Genomic DNA, 17,598 nt, shown 5'->3' on the forward strand with positions numbered 1-17,598 from the left:
CGGCACGCTCAGAACGACGTGAGGATGCCCGCGACGATCGAGCTCGCGGTCGCGCCCGGCTTCGCGACCGCGACGCCGCCGCCCGCCGCGCCGTTGACGACGAAGCGCGCATGCGCGCCATTGCGCACCATCGCGGCGCCCGTGTACAGCACCGTGCGCTTCGACAGCGGATAGTCGAAGCGGATGCCGTACGAATCCGCGTTGCCTTCGCTGTCAGCGACCTTCCGGTAATGGCCGACGCTCAACAGCAGCGACGCGCGCCCGATCGGCACCGTCGCGCTCAGTTCCATGATGTCGCTGTGCGGATACGCGCTCTGGCTGTCGATCGCGGTCGCGACGTCGGGGCCGCCGCGATGGCGCATGTACAGCGCGGCGACCTTCACGACGTTGAAGTCGTACGAAACCGCGCCGAGCGTGTAGTTGCCGTTCGCGGCCGGGCTCGTGTCGCCGAGCGTGGCCGCCGCTACCGGGCTGAACTTCTGCTGCATGTAGTCGACGTCGACCGACAGGCCGCCGTGCACGTAGTTGACGCCCGCGCCGTACGTATCGCCGAGCGTCGCCGGCTGCCCGGCCGCACCGTTGGTGCCGCGCGCGGCCATCGCGCGCAGCAGGAAGCCCGCGTAGCGCGGCGACGTGTAGCGCATCGAATTGCGCACGCGCAGGAACGCGGGCCCGACGAAGTTGTTGGTCGCGTTGCCCCATGCGAGCCCCGCGCCGAGGCCGGGCAGGCTGTACGTGACGAGCGTCGTATGCAGGATCGTGTAAAGCTCGCCGAACTGCACGCCGCCGAACGGCCCCGTGATGCCGACCCACGCTTCGCGGCCGAACAGCGCGCTGCTGTTCGACAGCGCACCGCTGCCCGCGTTGAAGCCGTCCTCAAGCTTGAAGATCGTCGCGTAGCCGCCGCCGAGATCCTCTACGCCCTTCAGCCCCCATTGCGACGCCCACAGGTTGCCGCTGCCCATGCGCGTCACGTGGTTCGGCCCGGCGTTCGCGTATTCGATCGCGGTGTCGATGCGCCCATAGAGCGTCACGCTCGATTGCGCGGCGGCCGGCAGCGCAATGCAGGCGAGCAGCGCGGCAAGCGGTACGGCAAGCCGGTCGGCCCGCCCGTTCGGTTGGTTCATCTTCGTCGTCCCGTAGAAATGCCGGCGCCGGTCGGCGTCGCGCCGCGTGGTGTGATGCGCGTTCGCCGCAAGCGGCCAACGCTGCCGATCAAAAACGGGCCGAGTCTAGGAACGACAATTTCGGACGTCGACGCAATGCGCTCTATAACGCTTATAGATGCGCCGCATGATGGGCGCGCGCCCCGCCGCACGCGCGCTGCGCGGCCGCCCGTGCGCACGGCCTCGGTGTTTTCTTTATCCGGGTCGGTAAATGTCCGTGTGGCGCCGCTGTCACTCCGGCTATGGCGGCCGAATTTGGCCGACTACGCTGCGTCTCCGATCGTGTCACCCGCACGCTTTCGCGCCGCGACGGCGCCCGGCCCGCAAGGCCGCTGCCGCGCTTTTCCACCGCCCGCTCCTGGAGAATCCGCATGTCCGCATCCACGGCCCGCGCTGCCGACGGCAAGCGCTATACGTACGAATGGTATGTCGTCGTCATCTGCATGCTCGCGTACGTCTTTTCGTTCGTCGACCGCCAGGTCCTCGTGCTGATGATCGAGCCGATCAAGCGCGACCTGCACCTGTCCGACACGCAGTTCAGCCTGCTCAACGGCTTCGCGTTCTCGCTGTTCTACGCGGTGATGGGGCTGCCGGTCGCGTATCTCGCCGACCGCTATGCGCGCCCGCGCATCATCTCGATCGGCATCGCGCTGTGGAGCGTCGCGACGGCCGCATGCGGGCTCAGCCAGCATTTCGTGCAGATGTTCATCGCGCGGATGGGCGTGGGCGTCGGCGAAGCCGCGCTGTCGCCCGGCGCGTATTCGATGCTCGCCGACTACTTCCCGAAGGAGAAGCTCGGGCGCGCGATCGCCGTGTATTCGCTCGGCTCGTTCATCGGCGGCGGCGTCGCCTTCCTGATCGGCGGCTACGTGATCGCGCTGCTCAAGCATGCGAGCGCGTTCACTCTGCCGGTCGTCGGGCAGGTGCATGCGTGGCAGGTTACGTTCCTGATCGTCGGGCTGCCGGGGATTCTCGTTGCACTGCTGTTCGCCGCGACCGTGCGCGACCCGCAGCGCAAGGGGCTCGCACAGGATCGCTCGGGCGCCGTGCGGCGCGTGTCGATGCGCGATTCGCTGCGCTTCGTCGGCACGCATCGCGCGACCTTCTCGTGCCACTACCTCGGCTTCTCGTTCTACGCGATGACGCTGTACTGCCTGCTGAGCTGGACGCCCGCGTTCTATATCCGACGCTTCGGGATGACGGCCGTCGAAGCCGGCTACACGCTCGGCATCGTGCTGCTGGTCGCGAATACGGCCGGCGTGTTCTGCGGCGGCTGGCTCAACGACTGGCTGCTGCGACGCGGCCGTGCCGATGCACCGATGCGCGCCGGCGCGATCGGCGCCGCCTGCATGGTGATTCCCGCGACGCTGTTCACGCAGCTCGACTCGCTGCCCGCGTCGCTCGCGATGCTCGTGGTCGCGATGTTCTTCGCGTCGTTCCCGATGCCGACGTCGACCGCCGCGATGCAGACGCTCGCGCCGAACCAGATGCGCGCGCAGATCTCCGCGCTGTTCCTGCTCGTGTCGAACCTGATCGCGCTCGGGATCGGCACGACCGTCGTCGCACTGTTCACCGACCGCGTATTCGGCGCACCGGCCGCGGTCGGCCATTCGATGTCGATCGTCAACGTCGCGGCAGCCACGCTCGCCGCGCTGCTGCTCGCCGCCGGCTGCCGGCACTACCGCCGCAGCCTCGATCGCGAACGCGGTCACGCATCGGCAGCGGCACCGCTGGCAGCCGATGCGGGCGACGCGATCGCCGCGCGCTGAGCACACTTGCGCCATCCGACTACTATCCATCCCACTGATTCCGGCATCGCTTTTTAATCGATTTGATTTATGCGATGCCCATCCCTATTCTCGATCGCATGACGGCGCGGTGTCTGCCGCGCCGCTTTCCTCGTACCCCACGGAATTTCCCATGCAAGCGAACCGCCACCAGGTCCGGATCGACGCGCTGATCGACGCGGCGCAGGACATCCGCTGTTTCCGGGTTTCGCGCGTCGACGGCCAGCCGTTCGATGCGTACGAACCGGGCGCCCATATCGACGTCACCGCCCCGTCCGGCATCACGCGCCAATACTCGCTGTGCGGCAACCCCGACGAACGTGGCAGCTACCTGTTCGCGGTGAAGAAGGAAGCGCAGTCGCGCGGCGGCTCGCGTTCGCTGCACGACGACGTGGCCGTCGGCGCCGAGCTGTCGATCGGCACGCCGCGCAACCTGTTTCGTCTGACGGATGACGCGAGCGAGCACGTGCTGATCGCGGCCGGCATCGGCATCACGCCGCTGCTGTCGATGGCGTACGCGCTGCACAAGCGCGGCGCGCGCTACCGACTGCACTACTTCGCACGCAGCCGCGAGCATGCGGCCTTTGTCGATGAACTGTCGGCCGAGCCGTTCGCGTCGCGCGTGACGTTCCACTACGGCGTCGAGCCCGATGGGCTCGCGGTTGAACTCGACCGCTGCGTCGCGTCGGTCGATGCGCACGCGCATGTTTATACGTGCGGCCCGGGACCGTTCATGGATGCGGTCGTCGCGGCGGCCGCGACGCGCGTGCCCGAAGACTCGATCCATCTCGAACGTTTCGCTGCGGAACCCGCCGCCGCCGATGCGGGCCAGGCCGAAGCCGGCGCCGGCCCGGCCGACGGCTTCGAAGTCCGGCTGCAGCGCAGCGGGCAATCGGTCCGCGTGACGCCCGACACGTCGATCGTCGACGCGCTCGCGCGGATCGGCATCGAAGTCGATACGTCATGCGGCGAAGGCGTGTGCGGCACCTGCATGGTGCCCGTCATCGACGGCGAACCCGATCATCGCGACCATTGCCTCAGCAAGGCCGAACGCGCGAGCAATACGGTGATCTGCTGCTGCGTGTCGCGGGCACGCTCGGCGGTGCTGGTGCTCGATCTCTGATGCTGTCGGCACGAGCAGCGCCCGTTCAGGACGTCTCGTGCCGCTGAACCGCCCAACGAGTTCGAGCCGGCAACGCGCGCATCCACGCGTTGCCCTCGCCCTCATCGGTCAAGCGTTGTCGAAGCGCTCGACGAGTTCGGTCAGCAGCGTGCGCATCCACGCGTTGCCTTCGTCTTCATGGAAATGCTCGTGCCAGTGCATCGTCACCGGCGCGGGCGGCAGCGTGACAGGCAAGTCGTACAGGCGGAATGCGTTGTCGCGGTTCAGGATCTGCGCGAGCCGCTTCGGCAGCGTCGCGTAAAGATCCGTGACGGACAACACACTCGGCAGCGCGACGAAGTGCGGTACTTCCAGCGCGATATTGCGGCCCACGCCCTGTGCACGCAATGCGTCGTCGAGCGCGTGATGGCTGTGCTCGACCGACTTCACGTTGACGTGCGCTGCGCGCACGAACTGGTCGAGACTCAGCGCGGCCCCGCTCGGCAACCCGCGCCGGCGGCCCGTCATGCACACGTAGGTTTCCTCGAACAGCACCTGGTGGCGCGTGCGCGGCATCAGCTCCGGCAGGTTGCCGATCGCGAAATCCAGCCGGCTCGCGCGCAGCGCCTCCTCGATCTCCTCCACCGGCAACGGCTGCACGCTCAGCGTCACGCGCGGCGCGCGCTCGCGCAGCGCCTGACAGATCGCCGGCAGGTACGCCATCTCGCCCGCGTCCGACAGCGACAGCCGGAAGGTGCGCGTGCTGGTTGCCGGATCGAAGCGCTCCGCGTAGCGCAGCGCGACGCGCACCATGTCGAGCGCCTTGCCGACGATCCCCGCGAGTTCGAGCGCGACCGGCGTCGGCTGCATACCCGAGCGCGTGCGCACGAACAGCGGATCGTCGAACAGCGTGCGCAGCCGGCCGAGCGAATAGCTGACGGCCGGCTGCGACAGCGCGAGCCGCTCACCGGCCTTCGTCAGGCTGCGTTCCTCGACGATCGCCTGGAACACGCGCAACAGGTTCAGATCGAGATGATCGACCGACGTCATCGTTGCCTCCATTATTTGCCGCATTTATTGACTGGCCAATTTTAGATCAATTTGACGGATATGTAGTGGGAGACGAGACTGGGTACTCGATACCGCGCATGACGCGGCCCGATTTCGCGACTCTTTCCCCACGACGACGATGAGCGACATTTCCTACCAGACGATCGACACCAGTGCGTTGCACGGTCTCGCGCAACCCGACCGCATCGCGCCGGCGATGTATCACGATCCCGCGCTGTTCGAAGCCGAGCTCGACCGCATCTTCTACCGCACCTGGATCTGGGTCGCGCACGAGAGCGAGCTGCCGAACCCGGGCGACTTCATCACGACGACGATCGGCCGCCAGCCGGTGATCGTCGTGCGCGACAAGACCGGCGAGATCAACGTGCTGCAGAACCGCTGCCGCCATCGCGGCGCGACCGTGTGCGAATCGCACAAGGGCAACGCGAAGGGTTTCACGTGCCCGTATCACAGCTGGTCGTACGCGCTCGACGGCACGCTGCGCGCGCTGCCGTACGGCGACGGCTACGAAGGCGTGTGCGAGAAAGGCGACCTGCCGCTCGTGAAGCTGCGCGTCGGCGTGTACCAGGGGCTGATCTTCGCGAGCTTCAACGACGCGATCGAACCGCTCGAGGATTTCCTCGGCGGTGCGAAGCCGTGGATCGACCTGTTCATGAAACAGGGCGCCGGTTACCCGATCAAGGCGAACGGCGAGCACAAGTTCAAGTTCAAGGGCAACTGGAAGATCCAGCTCGAGAACACGACCGACCTCTACCACTTCCCGGTCGTGCACAAATCGTGGATGAAGTCGATCGACGACGAGACGGCCGCCGCGATCACGAGCTTCATGACGAGCGAGGACGCGTTCTGCCGCGGGCTCGGCAACGGCCACAGCCTCGCGGTGCTGATGCCCGAGCTGATCGACCTCGACGAAGACGACGGCGCGCCGCTGCCCGAGCGCTTCGCGCCGCTCGCGGCGAAGCTTGCCGAGCGCCATTCGCCGGAGGAAGTGCGCCGTATCGTGCGCTCGCTGATGGGCGTCGGCTTCAACCTGAACCTGTTCCCGAACCTCGCGCTGTCGATGGCGTTCTTCCGCGTGCTGCGGCCGATCGCCGCGAACGAAACCGAAATCCGCCACGTCGCGCTCGCGATGGACGGCGGCCCCGACGAAGCGAACCGCGAGCGGCTGCGCATTCACGAGCACTTCCAGGGCCCGTTCGGCTTCGGCAGCCCCGACGACGCGGAAGCGTGGGAACGCGTGCAGCGCGGCGCGCATGCGGGCCCCGATGTGCCGATCCTCGTGAACCGCGGGCTGAACCGCGAGACGACCGCCGCGAACGGCGAAAAGACCGCCCATGCGACCGACGAGACCGGCATGCGCGAGGCCTACCAGCAATGGCGCAAGATGATGGAGCAGCAATAATGGACGACCGCAACGCCCTCTTTTCCGAGCAGACCTTTGCCCGCGCGGTCGAATTCGTGTGGCGCGAAGCCGAGATGCTCGACCGCCGCGACTACCGCGCATGGCTCGACCTGTGGGATCCGGCCGGCCATTACGTGGTGCCGATCGATCCCGACACGACCGATTTCGCGGCGACGCTGAACTACGTGTTCGACGACCAGGACATGCGCGAGAAGCGCGTGCAGCGGATGGTGTCCGGCTACTCGGCATCGGCCGCCGACGCGGCACGCACGGTGCGCACCGTGTCGCGCTTCACGCTGGAAAGCGGCAGCGCCGACACCGTCGAGCTGAAATCGGCGCAAGTCGTCGTCGCGTACAAGCGCGGCGTCGCGACGCTGTTCGCGGCTGACGTCACGCACAAGCTGCGCGTCGATGCCGAAGGCGAGATGCGGATCGCCGAGAAGGTCGTGCGCCTGATCGACTCGACCGAAGCACTCAGCGCGATCGGCTTCCTGCTGTAAGCCGTGGCCGGTTCACCGCCGCACGTGCGAAGGTGAACCGGTGACCTTCACCTTTGCGGACCACCATGCCCACACTCGAAGTTTTCCTGCCGGCCGGCCATGACGACGCGCGCAAGGCCGAGCTGATCGCGCGGCTGACCGGTGCGACCGTCGACGCGATCGGCGCACCGATCGAATCCGTACGCGTGCTGCTCACCGAACTGCCCGCGACGCATATCGGCCTCGGCGGCCGCAGTGCCGCCGATGGCGCGCCGCCGTCGCTGCCGGTGATCGTCGCGATCCTGATCGCCGGCCGCACCGACGAACAGAAGCGCGCGCTGATCGCCGCGTTGTCCGATGCGGGCGCGAACGTGCTCGATGCACCGCTGCAGGCCACGCGCGTGATCATCAAGGACATCCCGAATACCGACTTTGGCATCGGCGGCCAGACCGCGCGGGCACTGGGGCGCTGATCGTGCGCCGCGCGTCGCTGCCCGGCCGTGACGCGACGCAGCGGCTACGCGTGCGTGCCGGTGAGCGGCAACCTCACGCGGCAGTCGAGCCCGCCGCCGTCGGCCGGGCTCGCCGCGATCCGCCCGCCGTGACGCGTGACGATGCTCTTGCACAGCGACAACCCGATGCCGTTGCCGCCGGCCTTCGACGACGAGAATCCGTCGAACAGCCGGTCGTGCGCACCGTCTGCAATGCCCGGACCGTTATCGATCGCACGCAGCTCCGCCTGCCCGGCGATGTCTGCCGTACCGAGCGTCAGCGTACGCGGCGTGCGCTCGCAACTGGCGAACGCCTCGATCGCATTGAACGCGAGATTCAGGATCACCTGCCCGATCAGCACGCGCTCGCAGCGGATCGGCAGCGGCGTGCCGGCCTGCACGATCGCGACCGTCACGCCGGCCTCCTTCGCGCGCAGCTCGATGAAGTAAGCGACATCGGCAAGGATGTCGCGCAGGTCGGCAACCGCGACGACCGGTTCGCGCTTCACGATGAATTCGCGCACGCTCTTGATGATCAGCGCCGCATGCTCGGCCTGCCGGTCGGCGCTGCGCAGCCCCCAGATCGCGTCGTCGATGGTGCCATTGCCGTTCAGCCGCCGCACCGCGCCTTCGATGAAGTTGCGCACGGCCGCGAGCGGCTGGCTCAGCTCGTGCGCGATCACGCTCGCCATCTCGCCCATCGCGTTGTAGCGGCCCGCGTGTTCGAGCAGGCGCGCTTCGGCGCGGCGTGCATCCTCGATCGCGACTTCGTCGCTCACGTCGCGGAACTGCACGAGCAGCCCGTCGAGATCGCCTTCGATCTCGACCTGCCGGCACAGGATGCGCAGCCAGCACGACGAGCCGTCGCGCCGCATCCGGTAGCGCTGCGGCGCGGACGGGTACGCCGACGGCGCATCGCGCAGTTGTGCGACAAGGCGGTCGCGATCGCTCTCGGAGCAGTAGTCGAGCACCTCGCCGAGCGGTTCGTCGGCTGCGAGCCCGAGCACGCGCCGCCCCGACTCGCTGATGAACTGCACGCCGCCGTGCGGCCGTCACGACCGCGATGCCTTCGTCGAGATCCTGCATGAATTCGCGCAGCCGCGCCTCGTAGCGGCGCAACTGCTGGCGGACCGCCTCTTCCGCGCTGATGTCGCGAAACTGCACCATCACGACGTCGTGCCCGCGCAGCGGCACGTAGGTCGCGGTGGCCTCGGACAGCATGTCGACGCCCGTACGCGATCGATAGCACCATTCGTACACCTGCGGCCCGTCGACGAGCGCGCGATCCCATGCGCTCACCGCGATCTCGCGCTGGTATTTCGGCTCGGGACGCGTCATGTCCGGCGCCTTCAGCGGCAGCAGTTCCTCGACGGAAAAGCCGAGCGCGATGCACGCGGCGCGATTCGCCCACACGATCGCCTTCGTCTGCGCGTCGTGCAGCAGCACGCAGGTCGTCAGCGCGTCGAGCAGCCGGTGGAAATCGTCTTCGTCGGGGAAACTCATGATCGGATCCGGATGAAGGCGCGCGGCGTCGCGCGGCCGGAAACCCAACATAGCACCGGTGCACGCCGATCGCATCTGAAGATTTCTTTAGGCCGGCACGGAACCTCACCAGTCGCGCGGCCCAACGCACCAATTGCTGCGTGTTTTCGGCGTTTCTAGACTGGTTGCATCGTCGTGTTGCCACCCAGGACAGCACGCATGCCGCCCCGCATCCGAACCCTTATCCGCCCAGGAGACAACCATGCCGCAAGCCGCCCTCGCGATCGAACCCGCGCCGTCCTCCCAGCCCGTGGCAGGCGCCGCTGCCGCGCAGTTGTCGCCGCTCGACGCGGTGCTCGAAACCGTCGCCTTGCGCCGCGAAGAATTCGACCGCCTGTCGCACGTGCCGCGCGACGTGATCGCGCTGTTCAAGCAGGCCGGCATCTATCGCGCGGGCACGCCGCGCCGCTTCGGCGGCGATGCGCTCGCGCCGACCGCGTTCCTCGACATGATCGAACGGATCGCGACCGCCGACGGCTCGGCTGCGTGGGTCGCGAGCTTCGGCTCCGCGAACGTCTATCTCGCCGCGCTGCCGCTCGAGACCCAGGCCGAGCTGTACGCGAGCGGCCCCGACCAGGTGTTCGCGGGCGGCCTGTTTCCGGTGCAGCCGGCGCCAGCCGCGCCGGGCGGCTGGCGCGTGAACGGCACGTGGAAATTCGCGAGCGGCTGCAAGGGCGCCGACTGGCTCGGCGTCGGCATCGCCGTGCCGGGCGCGCAGGACGCCGCGCCGAACAAGCCGCGCACGGCCGTGTTCCGCGCAGCCGACGTCGAGATCGTCGAGAACTGGAGCGTGGTCGGCATGCAGGGCACCGGCAGCCATGACCTGCGCGTGAACGACCGCTTCGTGCCCGAAGCGTGGACCTTCGTGCGCGGCGGCGAACCAACCGTCGACGAGCCGCTGTACCGCTACCCGACCGTCGCGTATGCGGCGCAGGTGCTGGCAGTCGTGAACCTCGGCCTCGCGCGCGCCGCGCTCGATGTCGTGAACCGGATGTCCGGTGGCCGGCAGACGACGACCGGCGCGCCGCGTCTCGCCGATCGCGCGTACTACCGCATCGAGCTCGCGAAGGCCGAGGCGCAACTGCGCTCGGCACGCGCGTTCTTCTACGATGCGACCGACACCGTATGGCAATCGATCCTCGCCGGCAACCCGGTGACGCCCGACCAGGTCAGCCTGCTGCGGCTCGCGGCAACGCAGATCGCACGCGAAGGCGCGAGCGTCGTCGAACGCGCGTACCGCCTCGGCGGCACGGCGGCGATCTATCGCACGCATCCGCTGCAGCGGCTGCTGCGCGACGCGATGGTCGTCACGCAGCACGCGTTTCTCGGCGAGGGCAACTTCGACGGCGCCGGCGCGGTGTTCACCGGCGTGACGCCGTTTCCCGGCTATCTGTAACCGGCGTCGACCGAATTGTTTTTCAACGCGCATGACGCCGATGCCGATGTCGATGTCGAACCACCGTCGCCGGCCGGTTCATGCGCCTGACCCTTTCCCCTGGAGAACCTGATATGTCCGACTCGAATCCGCTGCCGCTGCGCGTCCTGTTCTGCTGCGGCGTGTCGCAGAACTTCTTCGACCTGCCGCGCGAGAAGATCGGCGAAGTGTGGCAGGCGTACGGTGCGATGCTCGCGGCCGTCGAAGCGATGCCCGGCGTGCGCGTGCTCGGCGTGATGGACGACGACCGTCTCGTGGTCGGCCAGGCCGACGGCGCGCCGTGGACGTTCTACATCATGGCCGACGTCGCCGATTTCGACACGACGGTCGCCGTGTGCAACCTGTACCGCACGACGCCGGTCGGCGAATACAACCTGTGGCGCTACGGCAAGATCGAAGCACGCGTCGGCCGCGCGCTGACCGTGCCGCCGGCCGCGAAGCCCGCGGCGTGAGGCACGCGATGGCCGACCTGTCACCGGATCCGATCGACGCGCTCGTGCAGCGCATGGCGGCGCTCGACGCCGAGCGCGCGGTGCGCGCGACGATCACGCGCTACATGGCGCTGTGCGACGTGCCCGAGAATGCCGGCGACGGCCCGTCGCTCGCCGGGCTGTTCACCGCCGACGCCGTGTGGGAAGGCATCGGCCCGCAATACGCGCAGAAGTTCGGCCGCCTCGCAGGCACGGACGCGATCGTCGCGATGCTGGGGCGCTACCTGCCGCCTGACCCGCATTTCTCGGCGAACCTGCACTTCCTGACGTCGGAGTCGATCGAGATCGGCACCGGCAACGCAAGCGCGCGCGGCCGCTGGATCATGCTGCAGGCGTCGCGCTACGCGGACGGCACGGCTGAACTGATCGCCGCGCGGCTGACCGTCGATTTCGCGCCGGCCGCCAGCGGCGCCGCATGGCTGATCCGTCATTTCCGCACCGAACGCGTGCTCGACGGCCCGTGGCCGCTCGCCGCCGCGCCACGGTCCTGATGCATTCCACCGCTTTCGCACGATACCGACCATGACAGGCTTCATCGACACCTTCACGCTCGGCGGCCCCGGCCCCACGATCGCGATCAAGGACACGATCGACATCGCGGGCCATCCGACCCGCGCGGCGAGCCGCGCGCTCGCCGACGCGCCGCCTGCCGCCCGACACGCGGACGTGGTCCGCCTGTTGCTCGACGCCGGCTGGCAGATCGCCGGCAAGGCGAACATGCATGAACTCGCGTTCGGCATGACGGGCATCAACGACTACACCGGCACGCCCGTCAATCCGCAAGATGCCACCCGCATTCCCGGCGGCTCGTCGAGCGGGTCCGCATCGCTCGTCGGACTCGGCGCCGTCGACGCGGCGCTCGGCACCGATACCGGCGGCTCGATTCGCGGGCCGGCCGCGTGCTGCGGCGTGGCCGGGCTGAAGCCGACATTCGGCCGCGTGTCGCGGCGCGGTGTCGCGCCCGCCGATACGACGCTCGATTGCGTCGGGCCGTTCGCGCGCGATATCCGCACGCTCGTCGCGGTGATGGCCGCGATCGCGCCGGGTTTCGATCGTGCGCAAGCGGCGGCGTCCGCGGCAGGCTGTACCGTCGCGCACCTCACCGTCGAAGCCGATCCGGCGATCGCCGCCGCGCTCGATGCGGCCGTTCGCGCATCGGGCCTGCATTCGCACGCCGTCGTACTCGACGACATGCCGGCCTCGTTCGCGGCCGGGCTCACCGTGATCAACGCGGAAACGTCGCGCGCGTTCGGCCATCTGGTCGAAACCGGCCGGCTCGGCGCCGATCTCGATGCACGCCTGCGCGCGGCCGCGGCGACGACACCCGCGGCACTCGCGGAAGCCGAAGCCGTCCGCGCACGCTTCACCGCGCAGGTCGATGCGGCACTCGACCATGCGGACGTGCTGGTGCTGCCGACGCTGCCCGCGCTGCCGATCACGCTGCAACAGGCACGCGACGGCGTGTCGGTCATCGCGATGTCGTCGCTGATCCGGCCGTTCAACCTGAGCGGCCATCCGGCGCTCAGCCTGCCGCTACCGCTGGCCGGTTCGCCGCTGAAGGCCGGCCTGCAGATCGTCGGGCGCAAGGGCGCGGACGAACGGGTCTGCGCGATCGCGGCGCACTTCGAAGCGGCACTCGCCGCATGAATCACGATGCGGGCGCCGCGTCCTTCGGCGCGCACCCGCGAACCAGGGAACTACGCACCATGTCAGATCGAGTCGTCCTCGTCACCGGCGCCGCGCGCGGGCTCGGCGCCGTCATCGCCGAGCGCTTTCATGCAGCCGGCTACCGCGTCGCGCTCGCCGATATCGCCGCCGACGCCATTCACGCGCATGCGCGCGACCTCGACCCGAGCGGCGAACGCGCGATCGCGCTGCCGCTCGACGTCACGTCGAAACGCGATTTCGAAGCCGCGCGCGATGCGCTCGTCGCGCGCTGGGGCACGATCGACGTGCTCGTCAACAACGCGGGCGCCTCGAAGGTCGTGCCGGCGATGGAGATCACGGCCGAACAGTTCGACCAGGTGATCGACGTGAACCTGCGCAGCGTGCTGTTCGGCTGCCAGGTGTTCGGCCGGTATTTCGCGGAGCGTGGCGCGGGCCGCATCGTCAACATCGCATCGCTCGCCGGGCAGAACGGCGGCTCGGCGACCGGTGCGCACTACGCGGCCGCGAAAGGCGGCACGCTGACGCTGACCAAGGTATTCGCACGCGATCTCGCCGCGCAGGGCGTGACCGTCAACGCGATCTCGCCGGGCCCGCTCGACCTGCCGATCGTGTATGAAAGCGTCGCGCCGGAAAAGCTGCGCCAGGTGCTGGCGAGCCTGCCGGGCGGCAAGCTCGGATCGGCCGCATTCGTTGCGGATGCAGCCGTATTGCTCGCGTCGGGCGACGCGCATTTCGCGAACGGCGCATGCTGGGACATCAACGGCGGGTTGTACATGCGCTGAGCGCGGCAGTCCTTATCGCGACGATTCCCCGTCGTCGCCCCACACGACCATCACGTCGCGCACAAGCGCGGCGATCGACGTCGCGCCGAGCTTCTCCTTGATACTCGCGCGATGCACGTCGACGGTCTTCACGCTGATCGACAGATCCGACGCGATCTGCTTGCTGCCCTTGCCGTCCACCACGCCGCGCAGCACTTCCTTCTCGCGCGCGGTCAGCGCATCGAGCCGCTGGCGCAGCTCGCGGTGACGCTGGCTCACCGCATGCCGCTGCTGCGCGAGCCGCAGCGCGCGCTGCACGCGTTCGAGCATCTGCTGCGAGTTGTACGGTTTCTCGACGAAATCGATCGCGCCGTTCTGCAGCGCACGCACCGACATCGGAATGTCGCCGTGCCCGCTGACGAAGATCACCGGCAGCGTCGCGCCGCGCGCATTCAGTTCGGCCTGCACGTCGAAACCGCTTTTCTCCGGCATCCGCACGTCGAGCACCAGGCACGCGGGCAGGTTCACGTCGAAGCGCGCGAGAAAGTCGGCGGCGTTCGCGAACCCTTCGGACGCGATGCCGACCGATTCGAGCAACCACGCGAGCGACGTCCGCATGCCGCTGTCGTCGTCGACGATGTATACGATCGGTACGGGTGACGTCGTCATCGCGGGTGTCTCGCTGAATATCGGTATGGGTATCGCACGCGCTGCGCGAGAGGCCGGTGGCCGGCGTGCCGCGCGCGTCGTTCGCTGGGGGTGTGCGGCACATCATAACGAGCCGAAAACCCGCTGAAAACCCCTTCACGTGCCGCACGAACGCGTAATCGCGGTTTTTTTCGGGCGATGCGTCGCGCATCTAGGTAGAACCTTTAGACACGTTGGCGAGAACGCCATCTTCATCGTCAATCGTGCGAATGGTCGGCCGCATTTTCGCGACGTACGCTTGGGTCACCGTCGGCGATCCGGCGCTGCACCGGCAGCGCTGTGCGACCGCCGCTTTCGTCCAACCAGGAGCGCCCATGTCTTCCACGACCGATATCCAGCGACCGGCGCGCGTCGAACCGACCGACGCGCAGAAGGCCTTCCGCCAGGCGATGGCCCACCTCGGCGCGGCCGTCAACGTCATCACCACGGCCGGGCCGCACGGCCGCTGCGGGATCACCGCGAGCGCCGTGTGCTCCGTCACCGATACGCCGCCGACGCTGCTCGTGTGCATGAACCGGTCGAGCGCGATGCACGCGACCTTCGAGCGCAACCGTCACGTCTGCATCAACGTGCTGCCCGCCGAGCACGAGTTGCTCGCACGGCATTTCGCGGGGCTCACCGACTTGCCGATGGAGCGGCGTTTCGACCTGCCCGTGTGGGAGCGGGGCGAACAGGACGTACCCGTGCTGCGCGACGCGCTCGCGAGCCTGCAGGGCACGATCGCCGAGATGAAGGAAGTCGGCTCGCATTCGGTGATGTTCATCGAGGCGACGTCGATTCGCGTGCGCGACGACGGCGACAGCCTCATCTACTTCAGCCGCGCGTTTCATCGCGTGTCGCGCACCGCGTGCGTGCGGTGACGTTCGCGTGACTACGCGGGCGTTCGCAACGCGCGCTGCCCGGCCGCAAGCGCCGCGCCGGCAAACAGCGTCAGCGCCGAATACACGAGCCCGCGCGCGAGCCCCGCGCTGTCCGACACCCAGCCGATCGCGACCGGCCCCGCGATCTGGCCGAACGCAAAGACCGTCGTGAACGCGCTGATCCCCTTCGCCCAGCCGTCGGGCGGCAGGTTGTGCCGCACGAAGGCCGTCGTCGACGCGACGGCCGACAGGAACGTCGCGCCGAACAGCACGCCCGACACGAACGCAGCGGCCGGATGCACGAACATCGCAGGCATCAGCGTCGCGATGCCGAGCAGCGCGTTGAGCACCGCGAGCGCCTGGCCGCCGCGCATCCGGTCGAGCAGCCCCGACCACAACCGCGCCGACACGACGGTTGCGACGCCGAGCATCACGTAGAACGCGGAGACCACCGTGCCGCTCATGCCCGCGCCGCGCAGCAGCGCGACGATGAACGTCATGTAGCCGATATAGCCGACACCGAACAGGCCGTAGCCGGCCAGCGCGAATGCGAAGCGCGCCGGGCTCGCGGTCGCGGCCGGCGGCGTGCCGTCGCGCTGCCTGGCCGGTGCCGCATGCACATGCTCGATGCGGCGCGCGGCCGACACGGCCACCGCCGAGAACAGCACGCATGCGACCGCGAGCGCGAACCATGCCGGCTGCCAGCCGTGCACGCCATGCGTAAGCGTGGCCGGCACGAGCAGCGACGACGCGACGATGCCCCAGCCCGTGCCGCCGTAGTAGAGCCCCAGCAGCAACCCCGCGTCGCGCGGCGACGCCGACGCGAGCCGCGCGGCCAGCACACCGCCGCTGATGAAGATCAGCGCGCTGCCGACACCCGTTGCCAGCCGCTGCACGAGCAGCGCGTGCATGCCGGACGTGAGCCCGCATGTCGCCATGAGCACCGCGGTCAGTGCGCAGCCGGCCGCCAGCAGCGTGCCCGCGCGCCAGCGTCGCGACAGCAACGGAAACGCGAGCGCGCCGATCAGGTAGCCGGCCGCGTTCGCGGTGTTCAGCGCGCCGGCCTGCGCGAACGTCCAGCCGAGATCGGCCTTCATCGGCGGCAGCAGCAGCGCATACGAAAAGCGCGCGAGGCCGAGCGCGATCGCGCTGCCGAGCGACAGGCAGATCGCGAGCCGCCACGCGGCCATGCGATCGGGATCGGTTGCGCCGGCGTCCGGCCGCGAGGGGCCGGCACGCTCCGGTTGCGGCGCTGCGCGCATCGGGTCGTCTCCATCGTTGTTCGGTTTCGAGGCTTCCGCCATCGTCGGACGATCATACTTGAGCTGCCGCACCACCGGCGTGCTTCGGCGGCAGAAACCCGACGGCAGCCGCGCCCGGATCCGGTTCCACCACGCAACGGCCGGAAGGCCCGGTGAAACGACAACCGCTCGCAGCGCTACCGCCCCAGTCCGGCGGCAAACGCCTCGAGCAGCGCCCGCCCCTCGCGCCATTCCGCCAGCCCGGAAGCTACGTTCAGGTGGCCGCGCGCGCCAATCGGAAGCGGCGTCGCGCCGCGTTCCGTTGCCCACTCGAGCGCGCGCCCCGACGGATCGTACGGGTCGTCCGAACTCGCGACCGCAAGCACCGGCAAGCCGTTGAAGCGACCGTTCGGCAGTCGCGCGAACGCGTGGGCGGCCACCGGGAAACGCGGTCCCTGCGGATCAGGCACGGCCACGAGAAACGCGCCGCACACCGCACGCGCCGACACGGCATGCCAATGCGCGAACAACAGGCAACCCAGCGAATGACAAATGACCAGCGGCGGAGTCCGGGCGTTTGCAACGGCCGCATCCAGCGCCGCCATCCAGTCGGTCAGGTCGGGCGCATCCCATGAAGCCGGCGCGATGCGCACGGCGTCGGGCAGCGCTGCTTCCCAGTCACTCTGCCAATGCTCCGGTTCCGAGTTGCCGATACCCGGCACGATCACGATTGATCGATCCATCATCACCTCCGTGAAAGGAAGCCCGAAGTGTGGCCCCGCGCTCGTCCGCCCGGAATGGCAAGTCATCGGTTATTGAGACAAAATGCCGATGAATCAACGGTACTGGAGGACGGCCATGCCGGACGAAGCACTGGATCGCCTGGATCTTGCGATCCTGGAAGCCCTGCAGGAAAACGCGCGGACGCCGCTGTCGGAAGTGGGCCGGCGTATCGGGCTGTCGCAGCCGGCGACCTCGGAACGCGTCAAGCGGCTGGAAGAGCGCGGCATCATCGCCGGCTACGGCGCGCGGATCGATCCGGCTGCGTTGGGCCTGGGAATGATGGCCATCATCCGGCTGAAAACGACGCACGAACACATCAAGCCCGCGCTGCGCGCGTTTGCGGAGATGCCGCATGTCATCGAAGTCCACCGCATGACCGGAGACGATTGTTTTCTGCTGAAGGTGCTGGTGCCGACACCGGGCCAGCTGGAGACCCTCGTCGACGCGATTGCCCGTTTCGGGGCGGTCACGACTTCACTGGTGTTGCGATCCGAACCGGCCAAGACGATCGGAAAGGCGCTGCTCGGATGACGTACGCATGCGGACCGGCCGCGTGGCGCCAATCCGGGTATTGCATCGATCACAATAATCCGGGCAATTGAATTGGCGAT

The 17,598-nt window shown here is 68.4% G+C and carries 17 protein-coding genes and 1 pseudogene; 12 read left to right on the forward strand and 6 right to left on the reverse strand.

Features of this window, described 5'->3' with window-relative positions:
• Positions 1–8: 8 nt before the first annotated feature.
• Positions 9–1,127 carry a porin gene (locus tag KEC55_RS24095; RefSeq protein WP_282507652.1) on the reverse strand — a complete coding sequence of 373 codons (1,119 nt, stop codon included), beginning with the start codon at positions 1,125–1,127 and terminating at the stop codon, positions 9–11.
• A 410-nt stretch (positions 1,128–1,537) separates the two neighbouring features.
• Between KEC55_RS24095 and KEC55_RS24100 the strand changes: the two genes are divergently transcribed.
• Both KEC55_RS24100 and KEC55_RS24105 read left to right on the forward strand, forming a co-directional pair.
• Positions 1,538–2,935, forward strand: coding sequence for a spinster family MFS transporter (locus KEC55_RS24100; RefSeq protein WP_176046242.1), 1,398 nt, complete (start codon positions 1,538–1,540; stop codon positions 2,933–2,935).
• A gap of 151 nt (positions 2,936–3,086) precedes the next feature.
• The gene (locus KEC55_RS24105; protein WP_282507653.1) at positions 3,087–4,076 is read left to right on the forward strand and encodes a PDR/VanB family oxidoreductase; all 990 of its coding nucleotides are present in this window, start codon (positions 3,087–3,089) and stop codon (positions 4,074–4,076) included.
• Positions 4,077–4,184: 108 nt separating this feature from the next.
• On the opposite strand, the gene KEC55_RS24110 is transcribed toward KEC55_RS24105, so the two are convergent.
• Positions 4,185–5,105, reverse strand: coding sequence for a LysR family transcriptional regulator (locus KEC55_RS24110; protein WP_282507654.1), 921 nt, complete (start codon positions 5,103–5,105; stop codon positions 4,185–4,187).
• 139 nt (positions 5,106–5,244) lie between these two features.
• Here KEC55_RS24110 and KEC55_RS24115 point away from each other — a divergent pair, with 139 nt between their 5' ends.
• The 3 genes from KEC55_RS24115 (at position 5,245) to KEC55_RS24125 (ending at position 7,480) form a co-directional block, all read left to right on the forward strand.
• Positions 5,245–6,528: an aromatic ring-hydroxylating oxygenase subunit alpha gene (locus tag KEC55_RS24115; RefSeq protein WP_282507655.1), complete on the forward strand. Its 1,284-nt coding sequence runs from the start codon at positions 5,245–5,247 to the stop codon at positions 6,526–6,528.
• Positions 6,525–7,028 (forward strand): aromatic-ring-hydroxylating dioxygenase subunit beta, encoded by a 504-nt coding sequence (locus tag KEC55_RS24120; protein ID WP_282511412.1) that lies wholly within the window; start codon positions 6,525–6,527, stop codon positions 7,026–7,028. Before KEC55_RS24115 ends, KEC55_RS24120 begins: the two co-directional genes overlap by 4 nt.
• Before the next feature lie 65 nt (positions 7,029–7,093).
• The gene (locus KEC55_RS24125; RefSeq protein WP_174429285.1) at positions 7,094–7,480 is read left to right on the forward strand and encodes a 2-hydroxymuconate tautomerase family protein; all 387 of its coding nucleotides are present in this window, start codon (positions 7,094–7,096) and stop codon (positions 7,478–7,480) included.
• A gap of 44 nt (positions 7,481–7,524) precedes the next feature.
• Here the strand turns inward: KEC55_RS24125 and KEC55_RS24130 are convergent.
• Positions 7,525–9,052 (reverse strand): annotated as a pseudogene (locus KEC55_RS24130) (ATP-binding protein).
• A gap of 190 nt (positions 9,053–9,242) precedes the next feature.
• On the opposite strand from KEC55_RS24130, the gene KEC55_RS24135 reads away from it, so the two are divergent.
• From KEC55_RS24135 to KEC55_RS24155, 5 genes are all read left to right on the forward strand, one after another.
• A complete protein-coding gene (locus KEC55_RS24135) occupies positions 9,243–10,436 on the forward strand; it encodes an acyl-CoA dehydrogenase family protein (RefSeq protein WP_282507656.1) in 1,194 nt (397 codons plus the stop codon).
• A gap of 113 nt (positions 10,437–10,549) precedes the next feature.
• Positions 10,550–10,927, forward strand: a complete 378-nt coding sequence (locus tag KEC55_RS24140; protein WP_011356094.1) for a hypothetical protein — start codon at positions 10,550–10,552, stop codon at positions 10,925–10,927.
• 8 nt (positions 10,928–10,935) lie between these two features.
• Complete coding sequence (locus tag KEC55_RS24145) at positions 10,936–11,457, forward strand: nuclear transport factor 2 family protein (RefSeq protein WP_282507657.1); 522 nt, start codon at positions 10,936–10,938, stop codon at positions 11,455–11,457.
• A gap of 31 nt (positions 11,458–11,488) precedes the next feature.
• Positions 11,489–12,613, forward strand: coding sequence for an amidase (locus KEC55_RS24150; RefSeq protein WP_282507658.1), 1,125 nt, complete (start codon positions 11,489–11,491; stop codon positions 12,611–12,613).
• 59 nt (positions 12,614–12,672) lie between these two features.
• Positions 12,673–13,416: an SDR family NAD(P)-dependent oxidoreductase gene (locus KEC55_RS24155; RefSeq protein ID WP_282507659.1), complete on the forward strand. Its 744-nt coding sequence runs from the start codon at positions 12,673–12,675 to the stop codon at positions 13,414–13,416.
• Between the two features lie 12 nt (positions 13,417–13,428).
• Here the strand turns inward: KEC55_RS24155 and KEC55_RS24160 are convergent, their stop codons facing one another.
• On the reverse strand, positions 13,429–14,064 hold the full coding sequence (locus KEC55_RS24160; protein ID WP_282507660.1) for a response regulator transcription factor: 636 nt from the start codon (positions 14,062–14,064) through the stop codon (positions 13,429–13,431).
• A gap of 353 nt (positions 14,065–14,417) precedes the next feature.
• On the opposite strand from KEC55_RS24160, the gene hpaC reads away from it, so the two are divergent.
• The gene (hpaC, locus tag KEC55_RS24165) at positions 14,418–14,963 is read left to right on the forward strand and encodes a 4-hydroxyphenylacetate 3-monooxygenase, reductase component (RefSeq protein ID WP_282507661.1); all 546 of its coding nucleotides are present in this window, start codon (positions 14,418–14,420) and stop codon (positions 14,961–14,963) included.
• An 11-nt stretch (positions 14,964–14,974) separates the two neighbouring features.
• Here the strand turns inward: hpaC and KEC55_RS24170 are convergent, their stop codons facing one another.
• On the reverse strand, positions 14,975–16,225 hold the full coding sequence (locus KEC55_RS24170) for a YbfB/YjiJ family MFS transporter (protein ID WP_282507662.1): 1,251 nt from the start codon (positions 16,223–16,225) through the stop codon (positions 14,975–14,977).
• A 176-nt stretch (positions 16,226–16,401) separates the two neighbouring features.
• The gene (locus KEC55_RS24175; protein ID WP_282507663.1) at positions 16,402–16,947 is read right to left on the reverse strand and encodes an RBBP9/YdeN family alpha/beta hydrolase; all 546 of its coding nucleotides are present in this window, start codon (positions 16,945–16,947) and stop codon (positions 16,402–16,404) included.
• A gap of 115 nt (positions 16,948–17,062) precedes the next feature.
• Here KEC55_RS24175 and KEC55_RS24180 point away from each other — a divergent pair, with 115 nt between their 5' ends.
• Entirely contained in the window at positions 17,063–17,518 is a 456-nt protein-coding gene (locus KEC55_RS24180) for an Lrp/AsnC family transcriptional regulator (protein WP_282507664.1), read from the forward strand.
• The last annotated feature ends 80 nt before the right edge of the window (positions 17,519–17,598 follow it).

It is taken from the genome of Burkholderia cepacia, from assembly GCF_029962485.1.
Lineage (GTDB): Bacteria > Pseudomonadota > Gammaproteobacteria > Burkholderiales > Burkholderiaceae > Burkholderia.

Excerpts from the sequence above, each read along its gene's own strand:
- KEC55_RS24095 (WP_282507652.1), bottom strand. The coding sequence starts at position 1,127 with ATGAACCAACCGAACGGGCGGGCCGACCGGCTTGCCGTACCGCTTGCC.
- KEC55_RS24100 (WP_176046242.1), top strand. The coding sequence starts at position 1,538 with ATGTCCGCATCCACGGCCCGCGCTGCCGACGGCAAGCGCTATACGTAC.
- KEC55_RS24105 (WP_282507653.1), top strand. The coding sequence starts at position 3,087 with ATGCAAGCGAACCGCCACCAGGTCCGGATCGACGCGCTGATCGACGCG.
- KEC55_RS24110 (WP_282507654.1), bottom strand. The coding sequence starts at position 5,105 with ATGACGTCGGTCGATCATCTCGATCTGAACCTGTTGCGCGTGTTCCAG.
- KEC55_RS24115 (WP_282507655.1), top strand. The coding sequence starts at position 5,245 with ATGAGCGACATTTCCTACCAGACGATCGACACCAGTGCGTTGCACGGT.
- KEC55_RS24125 (WP_174429285.1), top strand. The coding sequence starts at position 7,094 with ATGCCCACACTCGAAGTTTTCCTGCCGGCCGGCCATGACGACGCGCGC.
- KEC55_RS24135 (WP_282507656.1), top strand. The coding sequence starts at position 9,243 with ATGCCGCAAGCCGCCCTCGCGATCGAACCCGCGCCGTCCTCCCAGCCC.
- KEC55_RS24140 (WP_011356094.1), top strand. The coding sequence starts at position 10,550 with ATGTCCGACTCGAATCCGCTGCCGCTGCGCGTCCTGTTCTGCTGCGGC.
- KEC55_RS24145 (WP_282507657.1), top strand. The coding sequence starts at position 10,936 with ATGGCCGACCTGTCACCGGATCCGATCGACGCGCTCGTGCAGCGCATG.
- KEC55_RS24150 (WP_282507658.1), top strand. The coding sequence starts at position 11,489 with ATGACAGGCTTCATCGACACCTTCACGCTCGGCGGCCCCGGCCCCACG.
- KEC55_RS24155 (WP_282507659.1), top strand. The coding sequence starts at position 12,673 with ATGTCAGATCGAGTCGTCCTCGTCACCGGCGCCGCGCGCGGGCTCGGC.
- KEC55_RS24160 (WP_282507660.1), bottom strand. The coding sequence starts at position 14,064 with ATGACGACGTCACCCGTACCGATCGTATACATCGTCGACGACGACAGC.
- hpaC (WP_282507661.1), top strand. The coding sequence starts at position 14,418 with ATGTCTTCCACGACCGATATCCAGCGACCGGCGCGCGTCGAACCGACC.
- KEC55_RS24170 (WP_282507662.1), bottom strand. The coding sequence starts at position 16,225 with ATGCGCGCAGCGCCGCAACCGGAGCGTGCCGGCCCCTCGCGGCCGGAC.
- KEC55_RS24175 (WP_282507663.1), bottom strand. The coding sequence starts at position 16,947 with ATGGATCGATCAATCGTGATCGTGCCGGGTATCGGCAACTCGGAACCG.
- KEC55_RS24180 (WP_282507664.1), top strand. The coding sequence starts at position 17,063 with ATGCCGGACGAAGCACTGGATCGCCTGGATCTTGCGATCCTGGAAGCC.